This is a genomic window from Aeromonas popoffii, assembly GCF_037818705.1.
GTDB classification, from domain to species: Bacteria; Pseudomonadota; Gammaproteobacteria; order Enterobacterales; family Aeromonadaceae; genus Aeromonas; species Aeromonas popoffii.
In genome coordinates this window covers 2,040,222-2,059,449 of the sequence record NZ_CP149129.1, presented here as the reverse complement: position 1 = coordinate 2,059,449, position 19,228 = coordinate 2,040,222, and the positions used below count along the sequence as shown (strand labels likewise).

15 protein-coding genes, 1 other RNA gene and 2 pseudogenes are annotated in these 19,228 nt (G+C 54.8%); 6 read left to right on the top strand and 12 right to left on the bottom strand.

The features are described 5' to 3' along the window. Positions 1-47: 47 nt before the first annotated feature. The 3 genes from fruA to fruB are packed head-to-tail and all read right to left on the bottom strand — an operon-like array spanning position 48 to position 3,870. A complete protein-coding gene (fruA, locus tag WJM78_RS09450) occupies positions 48-1,784 on the bottom strand; it encodes a PTS fructose transporter subunit IIBC (protein WP_339015317.1) in 1,737 nt (578 codons plus the stop codon). Beyond that, a complete protein-coding gene (gene pfkB / locus WJM78_RS09445; RefSeq protein ID WP_339015315.1) occupies positions 1,781-2,770 on the bottom strand; it encodes a 1-phosphofructokinase in 990 nt (329 codons plus the stop codon). Before pfkB ends, fruA begins: the two co-directional genes overlap by 4 nt. Beyond that, entirely contained in the window at positions 2,770-3,870 is a 1,101-nt protein-coding gene (fruB, locus tag WJM78_RS09440; protein ID WP_339015313.1) for a fused PTS fructose transporter subunit IIA/HPr protein, read from the bottom strand. The genes pfkB and fruB overlap by 1 nt, the downstream gene beginning before the upstream one ends. Positions 3,871-4,166: 296 nt before the next feature. Here fruB and cra point away from each other — a divergent pair, with 296 nt between their 5' ends. The 3 genes and pseudogenes from cra to WJM78_RS09425 form a co-directional block, all read left to right on the top strand. Continuing rightward, positions 4,167-5,153: a catabolite repressor/activator gene (gene cra, locus WJM78_RS09435; RefSeq protein WP_212513219.1), complete on the top strand. Its 987-nt coding sequence runs from the start codon at positions 4,167-4,169 to the stop codon at positions 5,151-5,153. A gap of 437 nt (positions 5,154-5,590) precedes the next feature. Beyond that, the gene (locus WJM78_RS09430) at positions 5,591-6,784 is read left to right on the top strand and encodes an aromatic amino acid transport family protein (protein ID WP_108537700.1); all 1,194 of its coding nucleotides are present in this window, start codon (positions 5,591-5,593) and stop codon (positions 6,782-6,784) included. A gap of 308 nt (positions 6,785-7,092) precedes the next feature. After that, positions 7,093-7,434 (top strand): annotated as a pseudogene (locus tag WJM78_RS09425) (IS1-like element transposase); the annotation flags it as partial. A gap of 113 nt (positions 7,435-7,547) precedes the next feature. On the opposite strand, the gene WJM78_RS09420 reads toward WJM78_RS09425, so the two are convergent. The 3 genes and pseudogenes from WJM78_RS09420 to WJM78_RS09410 all read right to left on the bottom strand — a co-directional run bounded on the left by WJM78_RS09420 (position 7,548) and on the right by WJM78_RS09410 (position 11,301). Then, positions 7,548-9,182, bottom strand: coding sequence for a methyl-accepting chemotaxis protein (locus tag WJM78_RS09420; RefSeq protein WP_339015308.1), 1,635 nt, complete (start codon positions 9,180-9,182; stop codon positions 7,548-7,550). A gap of 364 nt (positions 9,183-9,546) precedes the next feature. Further along, a pseudogene (locus tag WJM78_RS09415) lies at positions 9,547-9,683 on the bottom strand (IS1 family transposase); the annotation flags it as partial. 184 nt (positions 9,684-9,867) lie between these two features. After that, complete coding sequence (locus tag WJM78_RS09410; protein ID WP_275931452.1) at positions 9,868-11,301, bottom strand: glycoside hydrolase family 1 protein; 1,434 nt, start codon at positions 11,299-11,301, stop codon at positions 9,868-9,870. A gap of 165 nt (positions 11,302-11,466) precedes the next feature. Here WJM78_RS09410 and WJM78_RS09405 point away from each other — a divergent pair, with 165 nt between their 5' ends. Both WJM78_RS09405 and WJM78_RS09400 read left to right on the top strand, forming a co-directional pair. Next, positions 11,467-12,345, top strand: a complete 879-nt coding sequence (locus tag WJM78_RS09405; RefSeq protein WP_275931451.1) for a LysR family transcriptional regulator — start codon at positions 11,467-11,469, stop codon at positions 12,343-12,345. A gap of 252 nt (positions 12,346-12,597) precedes the next feature. Further along, entirely contained in the window at positions 12,598-14,253 is a 1,656-nt protein-coding gene (locus tag WJM78_RS09400; protein ID WP_339015305.1) for a sensor domain-containing diguanylate cyclase, read from the top strand. A gap of 399 nt (positions 14,254-14,652) precedes the next feature. Here the strand turns inward: WJM78_RS09400 and WJM78_RS09395 are convergent, their stop codons facing one another. The 4 genes from WJM78_RS09395 to WJM78_RS09380 form a co-directional block, all read right to left on the bottom strand. Continuing rightward, positions 14,653-14,964 carry a BON domain-containing protein gene (locus WJM78_RS09395; RefSeq protein WP_042034919.1) on the bottom strand — a complete coding sequence of 104 codons (312 nt, stop codon included), beginning with the start codon at positions 14,962-14,964 and terminating at the stop codon, positions 14,653-14,655. 308 nt (positions 14,965-15,272) lie between these two features. Further along, positions 15,273-15,422, bottom strand: a complete 150-nt coding sequence (locus WJM78_RS09390) for a lmo0937 family membrane protein (RefSeq protein ID WP_157013264.1) — start codon at positions 15,420-15,422, stop codon at positions 15,273-15,275. Between the two features lie 464 nt (positions 15,423-15,886). Continuing rightward, positions 15,887-16,270, bottom strand: coding sequence for a phage holin family protein (locus WJM78_RS09385; protein WP_339015301.1), 384 nt, complete (start codon positions 16,268-16,270; stop codon positions 15,887-15,889). After that, complete coding sequence (locus tag WJM78_RS09380; RefSeq protein WP_339015299.1) at positions 16,270-16,608, bottom strand: hypothetical protein; 339 nt, start codon at positions 16,606-16,608, stop codon at positions 16,270-16,272. Before WJM78_RS09380 ends, WJM78_RS09385 begins: the two co-directional genes overlap by 1 nt. Positions 16,609-17,018: 410 nt before the next feature. Here WJM78_RS09380 and WJM78_RS09375 point away from each other — a divergent pair, with 410 nt between their 5' ends. Beyond that, positions 17,019-17,732: a Crp/Fnr family transcriptional regulator gene (locus WJM78_RS09375; RefSeq protein ID WP_339015297.1), complete on the top strand. Its 714-nt coding sequence runs from the start codon at positions 17,019-17,021 to the stop codon at positions 17,730-17,732. Positions 17,733-18,168: 436 nt separating this feature from the next. Here WJM78_RS09375 and ffs read toward each other — a convergent pair. Continuing rightward, positions 18,169-18,265: signal recognition particle sRNA small type (gene ffs, locus WJM78_RS09370), an RNA gene on the bottom strand. A gap of 101 nt (positions 18,266-18,366) precedes the next feature. Next, the gene (locus WJM78_RS09365) at positions 18,367-19,155 is read right to left on the bottom strand and encodes a sulfite exporter TauE/SafE family protein (RefSeq protein ID WP_339015295.1); all 789 of its coding nucleotides are present in this window, start codon (positions 19,153-19,155) and stop codon (positions 18,367-18,369) included. Positions 19,156-19,228: the final 73 nt, after the last annotated feature.

Below are 19,228 nucleotides of genomic sequence, written 5' to 3'. Positions count from 1 at the left end.
CCCGCAGGCCGCCTTGTCAATAATTGCATTTATTTACGTTGCACCACTCAGGCCGTCGCCAGCTTGCCCTGCGCTTCACCGCGCTTGAGCATGGCGTAGGAGACACCGGTCAACAGCGAGCCTGCCGCAATCGCCACGATATACAGCATGACGTTACTGATGGCGTGGGGAATAAAGAGCACGAACAGACCGCCGTGGGGGGCCATCAGCTCACAGCCAAACAGCATGGAGAGCGCACCGGTCAGGGCGCCGCCGACCATACAGGCCGGGATGACGCGCATCGGATCCTTGGCGGCAAACGGGATGGCCCCCTCGGAGATGAAGCACAGACCCAGCACAAAGGAGGCTTTACCCGCTTCCTGCTCCGCCTTGATGAACTTGGTGCGTGCCAGGAAGGTCGCGATCCCCATCCCCAGTGCCGGTACCATACCGGCCGCCATCACAGCCGCCATCGGGGCGTAGGTTTTGGAGGCCAGCAGACCCACACCAAAGGCATAGGCCGCCTTGTTGACCGGACCGCCCATGTCGAAGCACATCATGGCGCCAAGAATGACACCCAGCAGCACGGCGTTGGCAGAGCCCATATTATTAAGGAATTCGGTCATGGCATTCATGATGCCAGCCACCGGACCACCCACCACGTAGATCATCACCAGACCGGTAAACAGGCTGGCAAACAGCGGAATAATGAGGATGGGCTTGAGCGCTTCCAGGGTCACCGGCAGACGTACCTTGTCGCTCAGGTACTTGGCGCTGTAACCGGCCAGAAAACCGGCCACGATACCGCCAAGGAAACCGGCGCCCAGCGAGCTTGCCAGCATACCGCCAATCATGCCGGGCGCGAGACCCGGGCGGTCAGCAATGGAGTAAGCAATGTAACCGGCCAGCACCGGGATCATAAGGGCAAAAGCCGAGCCGCCACCGATCTGCATCAGGGCGGCGGCCAGGGTGCCTTCTACCTTGAACGCTTCAATCCCGAACACGAACGAGAGCGCGATGATAAGACCGCCCGCGACAACCATCGGCAACATGAAGGAGACACCGGTGAGCAAATGCTTGTAGGGGCCTGCTTTTTCCTCTTTCTTGGGCTGGCTGCCGCCACTGTGGCGATAGAGTGTCGCCTCATTCCACGCCTTGTCGAGCTCGGCGCGAGTTTTCTTGAGCGCAGCGCCCGTGCTGGTGCGATAGACCTGCTTGCCATCGAAACGGGCCATGTCCACTTCGATATCGGTGGCGAGGAACACCAGATCGGCAGATGCAATATCCTCGGCAGTCAGGGCATTTTGGGCACCAACCGAGCCTTGGGTCTCGACGCGGATCTGGTAACCCAGCTGCTTGGCCATGGTCTCGAGCGCTTCCGCCGACATAAAGGTGTGGGCCACCCCGGTCGGGCAGGCGGTCACCGCCACGATGCGCTTGCCAGCGGCGGCCGGTTTGGCGGCAGCATTGGCAACGGCGGAGTCGGCTTGATGGCGATAGACGCTGGCTCCGCTGGTGGCTGCCTCCAGCAAGGCGGCCGGATCCTGCAGGGCGAGATCCATACTCCCCTGATAGACCGGCTTGCCATCATAGGCGGCGAGATCCACCGGGGCGCTTGCCACGACCAGCACCAAATCGGCTGCGGCAATCTGCTCCTTGTTCGGCACCTGACGGGGTTGCACGCTGGCGCCGACGTCGAGGGTGAGCTCCCAGCCTGCCAGTTTGGCCTGCTGTTCTATCCGTTTTGCAGCGAGAAAGCTGGTGGCTATGCCCGCTGGGCAAGCCGTAACCAAGATTGCTTTCATTGGGCATCTCCTGAGTTTTTCATTGAGGGGGTATTGCATTGAACCGGTGCCAGATCATCCAGACGCTGTACGCGCACCTGCTCAAGTAAGGGGTTGAGCACACTGATATCGCTAAAACCGACCGCCACCTGACTGACTGCCAGTGCCGAAACGGCGGTCGCCAGACGCAGGATCTGCTCCGGCGCCCAGCCAAGACTCAGACCGTGGGTCAGCCCCGCCACCAGTGAGTCGCCGGCACCGACTGTGCTGATGACATTCATACGCGGCGGAATGGCCTGCCAGGTGGCATCAGGACCAAACCAGACGAGGCCATCGGCGCCATTGGAGATCACCACATGGGCGATACCCTGAGTCTGTAACTCGCGGGCGCAAGCGGCCTGCTCGCTCAGGGTCTTGATGGGACGACCGGCCCACTGGCTCAGCTCCTCCAGATTGGGTTTGATCAGGGTCGGCGCAGCCTTGATGCCTTCGCTTAAGGCCGCGCCGCTGCAATCGAAGATCACCTGCTTGCCTTTGGCCTTGAGCAAGCGAATAAGATGGGCGCAGTAACTGGGGGCCACCCCTTTGGGCAGGCTGCCCGCCAGCACGAACCACTCGGCTTGCGGTGCCAACTCGTCGATGGCCTGCTCCAGGGCACTCACTTCCCCTTCGTGAATGGTGAGCCCCGGCAGGTTGAGATCGGTCACCCGGCCCGAGTGCTCGGAGAGCTTGACGTTGATACGGGTGCTGCCCGCTACACGCACAAAGTGATCAGCCAGCGCGCGCTCTGTAAACAGGGAAACAAAACTCTGCTCATTGTCAGCGCCAAGCCAGCCGGTCACGCCCACGTCGCGGCCCAGATCTTTCAACACCATGGCGACGTTGATCCCCTTGCCCGCGGCGCGTAAGGACGCCTCGCTCACCAGATTCACTTCACCAAGGTTCATCGCCTCGAGACGGGTAGTGAGATCGAGCGCCGGGTTGAGGGTAATGGTGACAATCTTCATCAGTGTGCCCCCTCACCCAGACCGGCAGCGATGGCCTCGCCGATCCCCTTGAGGGCCGCTTCGGCATCCACCCCTTCGGCGCGAAACGCCAGACGGTGACCGCACTTGACGCCAAGACCAATGACCTTCATCAGGCTCTTGGCGGAGACTGCTTCGCCGCTACCGTCCAGATTGGCAACGCGAATGTCTGATTCAAACTCTTTGGCTACCTTGACCAGCATGGCACCCGGACGGGCATGCAGGCCGTGGGGGTTAATGATGGTGAAGGTCTCGGCAAGACCACTCGCGGGCCCGGCCTGCAGCATGGCCAGCCCATCGCTGCCCGCCAGCGTTGCAAGTTGACCGGCGGCGGCCAGTTTGGCCAGATTCTCAAGTTGCGGCAGATGGCTGCTATCTGCGGCACACAGCAGCAGCATGGCGCTGACCGGCAGATCACCTGCGGTGAGTGCATTGCTCGGCGTTGCCAGCACCCAACCGGTCTGGGCGGCTTGCGCACGAGCCAGCCAGATCCCCTCGCCCAGATAGGCGGGATCGCTTGCCAGCAGCGACGTCACCATGGTGGCATCGCCCCAACCCGCTGACTTGGCGCGGGCGGCAGCACCCAACAGCAGTTGGTCGCGATCATCGGCCGGGAAATCCGCCAGGGTCAGGTATTGCGCCTCTTTCGCAGCCGTGGCGCCGGTCAGGATGTTGATGATGGTGTCGGCATCAGTGGCCTCTTTCAATTGCGCGGCAGCCTGCTCATCACCCAGCACATGGGTGAGCTGACGCAAAATGCCCAGATGCTCGTCGGACTTGGCGGCAATACCGATGGCGACATAGGCAATCTGCCCCTCATCCCACTCGATGCCCTGGGGGAACTGGGCCACCATGACACCGGTGCTTTTCACCAGATGGCGGGTGTCGGTGGTGCCGTGAGGAATGGCGATGCCGCTGCCAAGATAGGTAGCATGCTGCGCCTCGCGGGCCAGCATCCCATCCACATAGCCTGCTTCTACCAGACCGGCTTCGGTCAGTTTGCCTGCCAGCAGTGCAATGGCTTCCGACTTGGTCGCCACCGACTGTCCCAGCAAGATTTGCTCTCGCGCCAACTTCAACATAGAGACTCTCCATCAGGTTCCGGCCGCGCCGGTACAACACAATTGAACATTCGGGTAACTCGCCTGCTGACAATAGACAAGATCGGGGTTGATTGTGATCGTGGCCCGATTTTCAGGCCACTGTGCCTATTCGTTACTGACAGGCTGAATCGTTTCACCTACACTCAGACTGAATCGTTTCAGCGGATTGATCAAGTACCCACCAAGGGTGCTTTTCAATGATATGATCCTGCGCACACTTTTCGGTGCCCTCACCCGGCAGTGACCGTGGGCCTTGCAACTCAAACAGAGCCAATATGATGAAACTGGATGAAATCGCCGCCCTCGCCGGTGTCTCGCGCACCACGGCCAGCTATGTGATCAATGGCAAGGCCGACCAATACCGCATCAGCCAGGCTACCCGCGACAAGGTGATGGCGGTGGTCACCGCTCACAACTATCAGCCGGATAGCCGTGCCGCCTCCCTGCGTGGCGGCCAGACCAAGACCCTCGGCTTTATCCTGCCTGACCTGGAAAACGCCAGTTACGCCAAGCTGGCCAAGCGGCTGGAACAGGGGGCGCGGGCGCAGGGCTATCAGCTGCTGATCGTCTGCTCGGAAGATGATCCCGCCACCGAAAAAGAGCTGGCCCAGATGTTGGTCAGCCGCCATGTGGATGCCCTGCTGGTCGCCAGCTGCCTGCCGCCGGACGACCCCTTCTACGGCAAATTACAGGCGCAAGGCAGCCAGATCCTCGCCATCGACCGGGCCATGGCCGCCGACCAGTTCGTCACCGTCGCCAGTGAAAACGAGAAGGCGAGCTTTGATCTCACCAGCTCCCTGCTCACCCCCGCCCTGCGCCATATCGCCTTGATCACCGCCCTGCCAGCACTCACGATCAGTGAGGAGCGCAAAGCAGGCTTCGAACAGGCGGTTGCCAGTCACAGCGCAGCGCGCCACCTGTGCGAGGGCGATCACTTCTCCCGCCTCGAGGGGTATCGCCTGATCAAGGCGCTGCACCAGCAGCTGGGCCAGCTGCCGGAGGCACTGATCACCACCTCCTATATCCTGATGGAGGGGGTGCTCGACTATCTCTTGGAACAAGAAACCGATATGAGCCAGCTCGCCATGGCCACCTTCGGGGACGATCGGCTGCTCGACTTCCTCCCCTTTGGCATCAACTCCCTGCCCCAGCAGCACGATGCACTGGCCAGTCAGGCGCTGGAACTGGCGCTCAAGGCCGTCAACGGCGAATACCAGAGTGGCTTGTACTACGTCAGCCGCACCCTCAAACGCCGTCGCTGACCACCTCGCTGCCGGGCCGATTTACCCCATAAGTTCGGCAGCGTTGCTTCTCTTCATCCCATGCCCGCACACTCTCTGCCTGCGGCAGTCAACCCCTCCCAAACCCGATGCCTGGCGCCTTTGCAAGAATGGGCGCCCCCTGCCCCAGCCTATTTTTTCGGCACTTAGTCATGTCTGTCATCTTTTATTGCCACTTATTGCCACAAGCCAGCACAAGATCCGCATAAAAGGGATTGTTTCCGTTATTTTGATCCGCTAACGTGGCAACCATCTTTTACAACTGACAGGTTTTAGGTACAGATGTTCCCGTTCCGATATTGCTAGCCTCCGGCCTTATCCCCGGAGGCGCCTTCTGATCACGCCCATTGGCCCTCTTGTTGACGTAAACACTGTGCACCACTGGTTTGCACTGACACCGCTACTTTCGGATGGATAACATGAACACCAAAACCCTGGGTTGTACCCTGTTGATTGCTGGCACCACCATAGGCGCCGGGATGCTGGCCCTGCCGCTGGCCTCCTCTTCCCTTGGCGGCCCTGCCACCCTGATGCTGATGGTCGGTCTCTGGGCCCTGATGGCCTTCACCGCCATGTTACAGGTGGAGGCGAGCCTCAACACCGGCAAGTGGTACCTGCACCAGCTGGCGGATCATCTGCTCGGTCCCTGGGGCAAGCGCATCGCCTCCTTCTGTATCCTGATGCTGTTCTACTCGCTGGCTTCCGCCTACATCAGCGGCGGCAGCAGCCTGCTGGCACAAGCGCTGGCCGATGCGGGCATGACGCTGACTCAGGAGCAGGCGGCATGGGCCTTTACCCTGCTGTTTGGCGGCATGGTCTGTGTCGGTACCAAGCAGGTGGATTACCTCAACCGGCTAATGTTCACCGTGAAGTTGGTGATCATGGTGGCGGTGCTGGCACTGCTGCTACCCCGCGCCGAAGGGCAGCACCTGCTCTCCATGCCGCTGGGTCAAGGCTTGCTGCTGGCGGGCCTGCCGGTCATCTTCACCTCGTTCGGCTTTCACGGCTCCATTCCAAGCGTGATGCTCTACCTTGGCGACTGCCCCAAGCAGCTGCGCAGGGTCTTTGTGTGGGGCTCTGCCCTGCCGCTGATCCTCTATGTGCTGTGGCAGGTGGCGATCCTCGGTCTGCTCGGCCAGCAAGCGCTGCTGCAAACCGGCGGTGCGCTCGATAGCCTGTTGGCCAACATCGGTCAACTGGTGAGCTGGCCCGCGTTTAATCAGGCGATGCACCTGTTTGCCGATCTGGCACTCGCCACCTCCTTCCTCGGAGTGACGCTGGGGCTGTTTGACTTTATGGCCAAGGTGACCCGCCGCAAGGACAACTGGCAGGGCCGCAGCCAGACCGGTCTTATCACCTTTGTACCGCCCCTGCTGTTTGCCCTCTACTTCCCGCAGGGCTTTATCATGGCGCTCGGCTACGCCGCCATCGCCCTGGCGATACTGGCGGTGCTGCTGCCGGTGGCGCTGGTATGGCAGAGCCGCAAACAGGCGCCCGCCCACCACTACCGCGCCCCGGGTGGCGTGGTGGCACTTGGTCTGACCGCCGCCATGGGCGTGCTGATCGTCGGAGTACAGGTCAGCGTCAGCCTCGGGATGCTGCCCGCACTCTAATACTGACCGGTATGAAATGGTCCATATAGCAAAGCCCCGCCAACGGACATTGGCGGGGCTTTTTGATCGTGACAGGGTCAAGCTCACTGCAATGACGGAAAACTCAGACGCTTAATGGATCTTGGCTATGGATAATCCATCGACAATTGCACCTCAAGCCAACTGCAGAGTCACAGCTTGGTCAACAACTGGGTACTGCTGATTGACATCCGGACCATGTGTTATTTTTAAAAACCATTGCCCTTCAAATGTAAATAAAGGAAAGGAATTAGAATATCTTCTTCAAACATAGATAACTTATCTTGGTGATGATTTTGAGACTCATATCTTCATGGCATCCATCCTCGTTTACTGCCCTCGTTGCTACTCGACTGCGTATATCGCCATGGTAAGCCCCCTGCCGGTCACCTTCGCTGTCGTTGCCCTGCCTGTCCCCACGTTTTTCAGCTCACTTACACCTATGAAGCCCGTAAACCTGGCGTAAAAGAAAAGATTGTCGAGATGAGCTTCAACGGCTCAGGTGTCGGTGCCACCGCTCGCATCCGCTACATTGGCATTTACACCGTGCCGCGCGTCTTAAAAAACTCGCACCAAGGCAAGTAACTACCGAAAACGTTGTGTTGGATGATGCGGCGCTTATCTGTGAACTGATGATGGCGTAAACGGTTTTTGCGCTTCGCTGGGATCATATAGTAATGCCTCAGTACATAACGATTACTGAGGCATTTATATTAGATAAATAGCCTAGGGCTATCGTTGATTATTATGTACGAAAGCTACCAATCAAACCCTGCAGTTGGCTAGCAAGTCTCGTTAATTCATCACAAGCTTGCGACATTTGATTCGCTCCAGCGGAGACATCCTCTGCTGCAACGCTAATATTTGATATGTTACGATTCAACTCCTCACTTACTACTTCTTGCTCTTCTGTTGCTGTTGCGATTTGGGTGCTCATTTGTGATATTTCGTTTGTTGCCAGACGAATATTGGCGATCACAGTGCCAGCTTCTTGAGCCTTTTCGACTGTATCATGTACAATCGCTTGACTAAGTTGCATGGTGTGGCCGGCGTGCGAGGCTCTTTGTTGTAGCTCTTGTATAATTGTATTTATTTTTGTGGTCGAGTCTTGAGTCTGCTTTGCTAATGTACGCACTTCATCAGCCACAACAGCAAATCCCCGGCCTTGTTCACCAGCCCTTGCGGCCTCAATTGCTGCATTAAGGGCTAATAAATTAGTTTGTTCCGCAATACCTTGAATTACATCCAGTACAACACCAACATTATGACTATTTTCATCAAGTTGATTAATTACTAACGCTGTTTTTTCAATAGATTCAGCAACACTCTCTATGCTTGCAATTGTATTAATTACAGTTTCTGAACCATGTTCCGCCGAACGGCTCACTAATGTGGCAGTGTTGGCAGCATCCGAGGTATTTCTTGACACTTCTTTAACTGTTGCTTGCATTTCATTCATAGCAGTAGCAAGTTGATGAAGTTCATTTTGCTGTTTATTCATGCTCTCAGCAGACAATTTTGCTACCGCACTAATTTCCTCCGCAGAGGAACTTAACTGCACAATAGAACCAGAAACCTCACTTACTAGTTTATGTAGATTGTTTTGCATTTTAGAAATACCCGATGCAAGCATGCCTATCTCATCGAGATTAAACTCTTGTAACTTGACCGTCTTTGTAAGGTCCCCGTTAGAGACTGCATCAACTATTGTAAGGAGCGCGTTAATCGGTGTTTTAATTTGGCGATTTAAATAACGCAAAACAAAAAGCATGAATATAATACATACAATCCCTAGTATAGTACTATTTCGCATAGCTGAATAATAAACCAATTCAGACTCATCATTAAGGGTATGGCCTACCCGTACATTTATATCATCCAACTTGTCAGCTAACTGGAGAACATTATTTATACTTGTAATGTCGCTGAAAATCATATCCACTTGATGCGTATCATTGCGTATCATTGCATTGTAATATGATTCCAGTGAGGCTAAATACTCTTTCCCCATCTTGTTTAACTCATTAAAAACAGCCTCTTCCTCAGGTGAGTTAAAGTCCAAAGATAGATAGTTTTGAGCGGCAGCATTATAGGTCAACTGTAAATTTTTAACTTGTTCTTTCCGAGAAATGATCTCCGGCTGATTTCCTTTATAAAAATAAATCGTTGCTGCCAGCTGACTTCTCCTTGCGCTCTGCAATGTTTTTTGCATCGTTCCAGCATAACTAACAGATGGCAAAAGATTTTCAGCCATTACCGTTGTTATTTCGTCAAGATGGGATATTTTAGACACCTCATACGACATAAGACTCAATATGAATATACCCACCAAGCCTAATACGCCGAATAGCTTCTGCCCAATCGTTAACCGCTTTAACATGTAGACCTCTTTTTATAGATAACGTTGTTTTCATCTGAGTGTTTATTTTATTAAATTCTCATCCATTGTTTTTATATGAGAATTAAAATGCAGAGCTAATAAAGAATGCACCTATTACAACATCACCATATTTTAATGGTGGAAAATTCAATTACCACTACTGCCCTTTACTCCTAGCAGATATTAATCAAACGGCATTTTATATTGAACATAGCAGAGTAATATAGTTTAAAATGTGACTTGCCGCAATAATTCACTATTATCAAAAAGCTTTTTAAAAACCATAAAGGGATGCGAATGAACTCCTTATATGAGTTGGGAGTTCCCATATGGAGCCAGATAATACCTCCAATAAATTGCAGTGGTGTTTTTCAATAAAGGCGCCGATGACTTTCTCGTGGATTTCAAAAATCGAGAAAAACAGATGGTTTTACGGGCCCGTCGCTTGAGGCACGTTCTGAGCGTCAGGTTGTTACGCTCAATACGCTGGATGAATATTTTCCGGTCAGATGTATCTCGGCATGGTTAATGGGATGGTCGCCTCTACCCAGAGTGGCATCTGAAGTGTGAATTGCACCTTCTTTACTTCCCTAAGCCCGTCATCTGCGCCATACACACCATAAATAAACAGGCTCTGCCTGATGTGGCAGAGCCTGTTGTACCAACGCAATCCAAACCGAGTGATTTACAACGTCTTGCCGTCGCTTGCGATCACCGATTGATACCAGTGGAAGCTCTCTTTCTTGATGCGACGCAAGGATCCGCCCTGCTCATCGCGGTCCACATAAACGAAGCCATAACGCTTCTGATAGCCGTTGAGCCAGCTCAGGATGTCGGTGAAGGACCAGGCGCAATAACCAATCAGTTCAACCCCGTCTTGCAGCGCCTCCTGACAGGCGATGAGATGACTCTTGAGGTAGGCGATGCGGTAATCATCGTCCACCTTGTCACCCGCCCCCAGTTGGTCAAACTCGCCGAGGCCATTCTCGGTGATCATCAGCGGCAAACCATAGCGGGAAGAGAGGCGGCGCAGGGCGATACGCATCCCGGTCGGGTCGATGGCCCAGTCCCAGTTGCTGGTTTCCAGATGCGGGTTGGGCGCCGTTTTGTAAAGACCGGGAATGCCGCTCGAGGGGGTGGTGCCCTTCTGCCCTGTGGTGTTGATGCGCTGCAGGGTCTGACCGCCCAAGGGGTTATCGGTGTAGGTCAGGGTGTAGTAGTAGTTGACGCCAATATAATCTGGCATGCCTTCACGCAGCAGCGCCAGATCGCCGGGCAGGATCTCAGGCGCCTCGCCATTTTCTTTCAGATAGGCAAGCGCCGCCTGGGGATAACGGCCGAAGCAGTAGGCATCCAGCCACCAGTAGCTGGTGAACTCCTCGGCATTTTCGAACGCCAGCATGTCTTCGGGGTCACACGACGCCGGATAGGCGGGCGAATAGGCGAAGCTCGGGCCGATCAGGCCGTTTGGCACATGCTGGCGAAACGCCTTGATCACCCGGGCATTGGCCAGAAACGCGATATGGTTGGCAGCAAAGAAGCGCTTGCGGTCTTGCACTGCGGGCGGATGGGTGCCGAGCTGATAGGCGTTGGTCAGGTTGTAATTTTGCTCGTTGAGCGACACCCAGTACTTCACCTTGCCGGCAAAGCGCTGATACAGCGTCACGCAGTAGCGCTCGAAATCCTCGATGATGCGTCTGTCTTCCCAGCCGCCGTACTCCTCTTGCAGCGCTTGCGGCAGATCCCAGTGGTAGAGAGTAAGCACCGGCTCGATCTTGTGCGCCAGCAGGGTGTCAATCAGCTTCTCGTAGAAGGCCAGACCCGCTTCGTTCACCTCACCCCGGCCGGTGGGGAAGATGCGCGGCCAGCTCACCGAAAAGCGATAGGCCTTGAGCCCCATCTCCGCCATCAGCGCCACGTCCTCCTCCATGCGGTGATAGTGATCGACCGCCACGTCGCCGTTGCTGCCCTCAAAGGTCTTGCCCGGCAACTTGGTGAAGAGATCCCACACCGAGGGCCCCTTGCCATCGGCATTCCAGCCCCCTTCCACCTGATAGGCGGCGGAGGCGGCGCCCCACAGAAAATCTTTCGGGAAGTCATTGAGCGTGTGGTGATGCATCTGGTGTTGCTCCTTCTGCGCTGATGGTTCAGCCATCTCTGATACGTCGACGCCCCCATACAAGGCGCCCCGAATAAATTGGCATAAGCATCGAACAGTTCTAAAATTCCGTCCAATGACAAATGTGGCCATTCAACATTCCCAACAGGAATGAAAGGAGCTGTGGTGGAGCTACGGGATCTGAAAGCCTTCGTGACCCTGGGGGAGGTGTTGCACTTCGGTCAGGCGGCAGTGCGCCAGCATGTCACCCAGTCGGCCCTGAGCAAGCAGATAAGGCGGCTGGAGGAGGAATTTGGCGGTGAGCTGTTCGAGCGCAACGCCAGCAGCACCCGCCTGACCGTGCTGGGTCGGGCGCTCTATGAGGATGCCTGTGCCCTGGTAGCCCAGAGCGAACAGCTAGGGCGCACCGCTCGCGACGCGCTGGCAGGCAATAGCGGCACCCTGCGCGTCGGCTTCGGGGTTGCCACCAAGATACTGGTGCCCGCCGCCATCGCGCGCTTTCGGGCCGAGCGCCCGCAGGTGACCATAGAGCTCAACGACCTCTCCACCCATCACCAGTTGCTGGCCCTGAGCGAAGGCAGGCTGGATATCGGCTTTTGCCGCCTGCCTGCCCCCAAGGGGTGGCACTGCCTACCTGTGGTGCAAGCGCACTTTGTCGCGGTACTGCCCGCCAGTTACAGAGAGGTACACGAGCTGGCGGATCTGGTGGACAAGCCGCTGGCCATTCTGCGCCGGGACAAGGCGCCCTCGTTTTACGACAACCTGATGCACTACCTGGCCCAGAGCGGAGTGCGCTTTCGCGATATCCAGTACGTGAATGACTTCGCCGCCGGGGTCGCCACCGCAGCCGCGGATATCGCCTGGACCCTGGTGCCCTCCTCCACCACCATAGAGCACCCGGATGTGCTCACCCTGCCCCTGCGCGAAGCCGAGGCAAGCTGGACGATCGGTCTCATTCGCCCGCCCCACGGCAAGGGTCCGCTCATTGATGCCTTCTGGCAGATTATCGCTACCATGACGGCGCCAGCGGTCGAACCGGATTAACCTCTGCCACGCCCCCCCGCCGCCTCTCCCTCGCGGGAGAGGTCCCCACCAGAGATGGCGGCCCCATGACGGCCTTTATTGCGTGAACCGCGTCTGCCAATGATGGGGAAGCGAGACCAGATCATCTTTTCGATCAAGGCATTAAGGTAGGTAGGTCAGGCCGGATAGTAGTAGCTTTTCGACAGTTGGCTCCATTAGAATCAACCGGCTTATTTCCACTACCGCACCTTGATACCGGACGCCTTCCTGCTCATGCTACTTCTTCCTCGGTTCCTGAAAATTGACCTGCGCCGCCTCATACTCGTACTGGCCGTCATCAGCGTCATGGCGACCCTGGGCAACAGTTTTTATGCCACTTACGAGGCACAGCGGGCACTGCTGATCAGCAACACCCTGGATGCCAATCGCGTCTATGCGGCCAAGCTGGCCGAGATGACCAACACCATGATCCAGTCCAGTCAGAGCCAGCTGGCCTACAGCGCCGCCCTCCTCGCCCCCGCCATGACGGATCACAATACCCTCTTGAGCGAAGTGCGGCGACTGCAACAGCAAACGGCGACCTTCAACTCGGTGGCCATCGTGAATGCCGATGCCATGGTCATGGCCGTCTATCCCGATACGCTGCAGATAAAGGGTGCCAAGCTCACCTCCCAAAGCGCCAAGCTGTCCATCACGACCCACCAGCCGATGATCACGGATCCGTTCGTTTCACTCTCGGGCAACTATCTCATCAGCATCTCCTACCCTATCTTCGACAAGGAGCAAACCTATCTGGGCTATGTGACGGGCACCATCTACCTCCAGTCACAGAACATGCTCTCCGGCATATTGGGCCAGCACTACTACCGGGATGGCTCTTCCCTTTATGTGGTTGACCGCAACAGAACTCGCATCTACCACCCGGACAACGCCAGGGTAGGCGAAAAGATCCGCGACAATGCGGTGGTCGACAAGGTACTAAACGGCGAAGAGGGGGCGCTGGAACTGACAAATGACGAGGGGACTGACATGCTGGCCGGATTCGCCCCCATCCAGCAGACCCACTGGGGAGTCGTCGCACAGCGTCCCCGCACCGCCACCCTGGCCGGGCTGGACACGCAGATGATGACAGTGCTGTTCAAGCTCATTCCCATCAATCTGCTGATCCTGCTCTTCATCTGGATTTCCGCCATCTTCATCTCCAAGCCCCTGTGGCAGCTGGCCAACAAGGCCAAGCTGATGGATCAGCAGGAGGCACTGAAAAACATCGCCAGGATCCGGGTCTGGTACTTCGAGGCGGCCCAGCTCAAGCAAGCCATGCTCAAAGGGCTGGGTCTGCTCAATACCAAGATCGATAAGCTGCACAGCGACAGCCACACTGACGCTATGACGGGCCTCTCCAATCGAAGGGGCATGCAGCAGATGCTGGATCACTATCAGGCCCTGGGCCGGCCCCTCGCCGTGATAGCGCTGGACATAGACCACTTCAAGCAGATCAATGACAGCTTCGGCCACGATGTCGGGGACCAGGTGCTCAGCGCGCTGGCCAGCCTGATGCAGCAGGGAGCCAGACAGGCAGATGCCTTGTGTCGCAGCGGTGGCGAGGAGTTTCTGGTGCTGCTGCCCGAGCTGTCGCTTCACCTTGCCCACGAGATCGCCGAACGGCTGCGCCAACGGGTAGCCGCCCATCCCATGCCCGGCACCGGGCACATTACCATCTCGCTCGGCGTCGCCTATTGGCCTGGCGAGGGGAACGACGATCTCAGTGCCGTGTTGAAGCAGGCCGACAAGGCGCTCTATGAAGCCAAGCATCGTGGTCGCAACCAAACTGTGGTGGCCAACGACCAAGGTGCCCTCATCCATGACGACGCGCCCCCCCTTCTAGTAGCACCGCCTGCTGATACCCAGGAGCACGTGATCACCAGCTAGCCACCGTCATTGGGGGTGCGCACAGGACCTGGCCATGGGATCGCTTAAACGAACGCCGTGCTATGGCACGCTTTATCGTGGGGATCAGGTGCAACATGGGGCGGGATACTGCGGAAATGTTGAAGACGAACCAAACCTGTTCAGACGGCTTGTACCAAGGAGATCTGTGTCAGGCGAATAGCTTACTCCCTACACGCAGAGCAATCGTTGCGTCGATAAAGATCAAACGCGCCCTGTATAAGGCGCATAACATCGACGGTCGGCTTCAATATCACACTGGCTTGTGCGAGCCCGTTTATTAATGCGGGCCCGGAGGGATCGCATGACAGGATCCGCTCCGGGTTATATTCAGATGTCAAGCCACTGGGTCACCCGGCTTGGATTTGCCTTTCCTCCCCCCTACTTCAAACGCAGATCATTATTGACAGAGGTAACACCGTTAACGCTTCCTGCAACAAAAACCGCCTTGCTGATATTGGCCCTGTCTTTAACAAAACCACTCAATTGCACGACGCCTTTAAAGGTTTCAACATTGATTTCAGCCGATTTCAGATCCGGGTCTTTAAATATGGCTGCGACAACCTTGGTGGTAATCACAGAATCATCAACATATTCGCCAGTGCCTTCTTTGGTTGATGTTGATGCACAGCCTACCGCAGTCATCAGAACGGCAATAGCCAATAAAATTGAAAATCGATTTGTAGTTTTCATTTAAGGTCTTCTCCAAATAAGGTTAAACATTCTAATTACGACAACAGGAATGCATGATTCATTAAAAATCGTATCTATGAATACTGACGTTTGCATAGCAAGCGCGGACTGTGAACCACAAAATATGCATTCGCCTTTCTCTAACAAAGCAGCCTACATTTTATTGGCTGGCTTGTTACACTCCAATTTACTGTCATCTCATCTTGCTGTCTGTGCGCTAACGAACATGACGCTTAGTTACTCTTCAAGTATATTTACAAGGTAACCACTGAAATTAGCCACTTTCAGCATGCGCATCAGCGAACATGTCATAGACCTCGATTCCCTCGAATAATCCGCAGCAAAACAAAAGCTACCGCAATAACAAGCAGCACATGAATAAAACCACCAAGTGTGGTGGCGGTTACCAGGCCAACAGCCCAAAGTAGAAGCATAATTATAGCAAGGGTATATAGCATACACTCTCCTAAGTAATGGGTCATGATTGCTCATGAATATAATATTTAGCATTTCTGCCGTGTATTATTTAGGGTGTGACATGTCTTTATTTTTCTGTTCAAGCTGACTAAACAACCGAGATACCAGCAAAAACATATCTATTCCCGACGCCAAACGTGACTTCACCCTGTTGGTTGTGACTTGCGCACCTTGCCTTTGCAACCCCTCATAACCGAGCAAAAAACCAGCGCAGACAGCAGAACAAAGCGTAAGAGGATGGGTTAAGTTCGATTGAAACCCTCGTTTCATGAGATGAGACAGCCCGACTATCTTCAACTGACGAGACTGCAGCCGCTGCCTCAAGATGGCAATCTTCTCCTGTCGGGAGCCTTGAATAACGAGGCTGGTGTGACACGCTACAGGCAGCTTCATAAAGACGATCCAAGCATAGTTGAGGGCTTATCTGATTGATGGTATGGGTTAACTACTCATTGATACATATGCTCTGCTGATAACGACGAAACCTTATCATAACCCCGCCAATTGCAAGTCCATTGCCAATACTGATGATGAATAAGGCGCTACTTGTAGCCATTCCCTGCTCGAGTAACCAAAATAGTGAGGCCGCGGCCAACATCAACCACAAGCTGATTAATAAAAAAGCCCCGATCAGACCACAGACAAGCAGGCCAATCAGGCTGCTCACTGCTTGCTGAACTTCCAGCCTGAATAACTGCAATCGCTCTTGCAGTTGTTCACTAAGCAACCCCCAAATAGAGGTCACCAAGCTGGTAATTGACACCGGTTTCGTCGGTGTCAATTCTGCGTCAGAAATAGGTGCACTATCTGAGGTCTGCTTCATTTTCATTAACGCTTCTTCAGTAACCAACCCACTAAAAATCCGGAGGAGATGGCAAGACCGAGCACCATGAGCGGCTTGTCATTAATATGTGCACGACACTGTTCGAGAAGTTTAACTTTCATTTTTCGCAGACTATCGCTTTCCTGCTCAAGGGATTCGGCAACATTAACAGCAACGTCAGCTAATTTATTCACCGCTTTATGAGAGCATTCGCTCAAATTGTTAAGCGCAGGAGACACTGTCTGCGATGTACTGTCGATAGCGTCATGCAACGTCTTGCTGGTATCGTCAACCGAATCAGAAACACTCTTGCCTGACATGACTTGCTTTTGTTCACTCATCATTGCTCTCCCATTCAATATGATAAAAGGCGGATGAAACCATCACTATCCGACCTGACAACATGAGACTTAGCGAAAGGACACCGGCCATGGATTAAAATATTACCTGGCGGTGTTACATAAGACACGGGTCAACGCAGGAGTAAATGGATAACCCCTATTTGCAGGGAGGCTAATTCAGCCTACCACATCAGTTCACCACGCTATAAATTTGACTACCAATATATTCCTTTTCGATCAAGATCATAATCTTGCAGGCCAAGGGGGTCTGTACGGTAGAACACATAAAGCGCATTTGTACCATCACCGTCACGTATTTATATCCCCGTATGTGCTGTAGCGCACAAACTGCAGGCGCGCGATGTGTGATTATGTTAGGCTGGGTAATGATTTATTTATAATTTGGAATGTGCATGACGGATAATTACCATCCCCAGCAAAATCACCTGCTGGCTGCACTATCAGCTGACACATATAGCAGATTGCAGCCCCATCTTGAATTGATGAGTTTCCCGTTAGGGATGGTTCTCTATGAATCCGGCGATACCCTGCACCATGTCTATTTTCCTCTCGATTCTATCGTCTCGCTGTTGTATGTGATGAAAAACGGGGCATCAGCCGAAATTTCTGTCGTCGGTAATGAAGGGTTGATCGGCATTGCACTGTTTATGGGCGGAGAAAGCACCACTAATCGAGCGATTGTGCAGAGCGCAGGTCACGCCTACCGCCTGAAAGGACAGCGGTTAAAATCCGAGTTCCATCTCCACAGCGATATGCTGCATCTCATGTTGCGTTACACCCAGTCGTTGCTGACTCAGATGGCACAAACGGCGGTCTGCAATCGGCATCACTCCATTGATCAACAGTTGTGCCGTTGGTTATTGCTATCACTGGACAGATTACCCGGCAACCAGCTGACCATGACCCAGGAATTGATCGCCAACATGCTGGGGGTACGCCGTGAAGGCGTCACAGACGCGGCGGGCAAACTCCAAAAACAGGGGGTCATCGAATATCATCGTGGCCAAATCACAGTACTGGATCGCCCCAAACTGGAGCAATTGAGCTGTGAGTGTTACTTGGTGGTCAAGCAGGAGACGGAACGCCTGTTGCCTTATATGCATTAGGCTGCGTTCCTAAAGTAGTCGAAAAACGCTCGCCCCATTCTATGGGGCCCCATCCTTCCAGAAATACCGCATTTATTCACTTCAAAATCACCTGAACGGGCCTCTTTAGAGGCCCTATTCATGGTTTAACATTGCGGCGCCTGAAATTTGAACACGTTGAGAACACAACCTGGGCATGGATGGTCGTCCCTGTTTGCCAAGCGAAATATGTTGTGGTGGTTTTACAGGACATCAATTGCAGCCATAGAACCGAACCGGACTGTTCTGAGGTAAATAAAACGCCTCTGTCCCTGATGGTGACTGAGTCAGAGAATGATTGCGGGTGTTGCCAGTCATCCATACAAAGTGGATTACCGAGATACAAGATAGGGAGATAGGGAGATAGGGAGATAGGGAGATAGGGAGTGACTTGATGAGTTTCTGAAAAAGGTGGTGGCCCCACCAGCCGCATCCCGGCACTCGAGTCCCCCGCCTTGGCTGCTACCTTCCGGTCCTGACCAGGTTGACGAGTTATCAATGCGAGAGGACCAATGGGGCCACCGGCGACGAGAATAGCAAAGTCCCGTTTCATTGCAATGGCTTTCTACCGAGGGACGAACCGTTTGCCTTATTTTTCAACAATCTGCCGAATGAATCAGCTAAACAGCATGAACTTGGCCCCCACCAGCAACATCAGCAGGGCGAACGCCTGCTTGAGCCGTTGCGGGGAAAGTCTATGGGCAAGCTTTGCCCCCACACGGGCAAACTGGGTGCTTGTGAGCACTATGCCGAGTAAGGCGGGCAGGTAGATGAAACCCAGGCTCCATTCTGGCAGGGAGGCATTGCCCCAGCCGGCATAGAGGTAACTGAGGCTGCCCGCCAGGGCGATGGGCATGCTGCAGGCGGCAGAGGCCGCTACGGCGCTGCGTATGGGCACGCTGTTCCAGCTGAGATAGGGCACGGTGAGCGAGCCACCGCCGATGCCAAATAACGCCGACATCCAGCCGATAACGGTGCCCGCGATGCCGGTGCCGACAGGTCCCGGCAGGTGCCGCTCCGCCTTGGGCTTGAGGTTGAGCCCCATCTGCAGCGCCATGGTCCAGGCGAAGCAGCCGATGATGATGTTGAGGGTGCTGGCGCTGAGCAGGTTGGCTGTCATGCCGCCAAGCCAGGCGCCGATCAGCATGCCGGCCCCCAAGCGGCGGATCACCACCCAGTCGACCACACCGGCCTCCTGATGTGCCCGCAATGAGCTGAAACCGGTGAAGATCATGGTGGGCAGCGAGGTACCCAATGCCAGATGGGTAATGATATCGGGGGGGACCCCCTGAGCGTGAAAACTGAGTACCAGCACGGGCACTATGATGAGACCGCCGCCGATCCCGAACAGCCCCGCCAGCATGCCCGCGAAAGCACCCAGCAGCAGATAACCCATAAACAGCATAACAATTCCTTCCGAGGCGGCGCCTGACCATCCAGGCCAGAACGCGCATAAAAAAAGAGATGGCCCTTGGGCC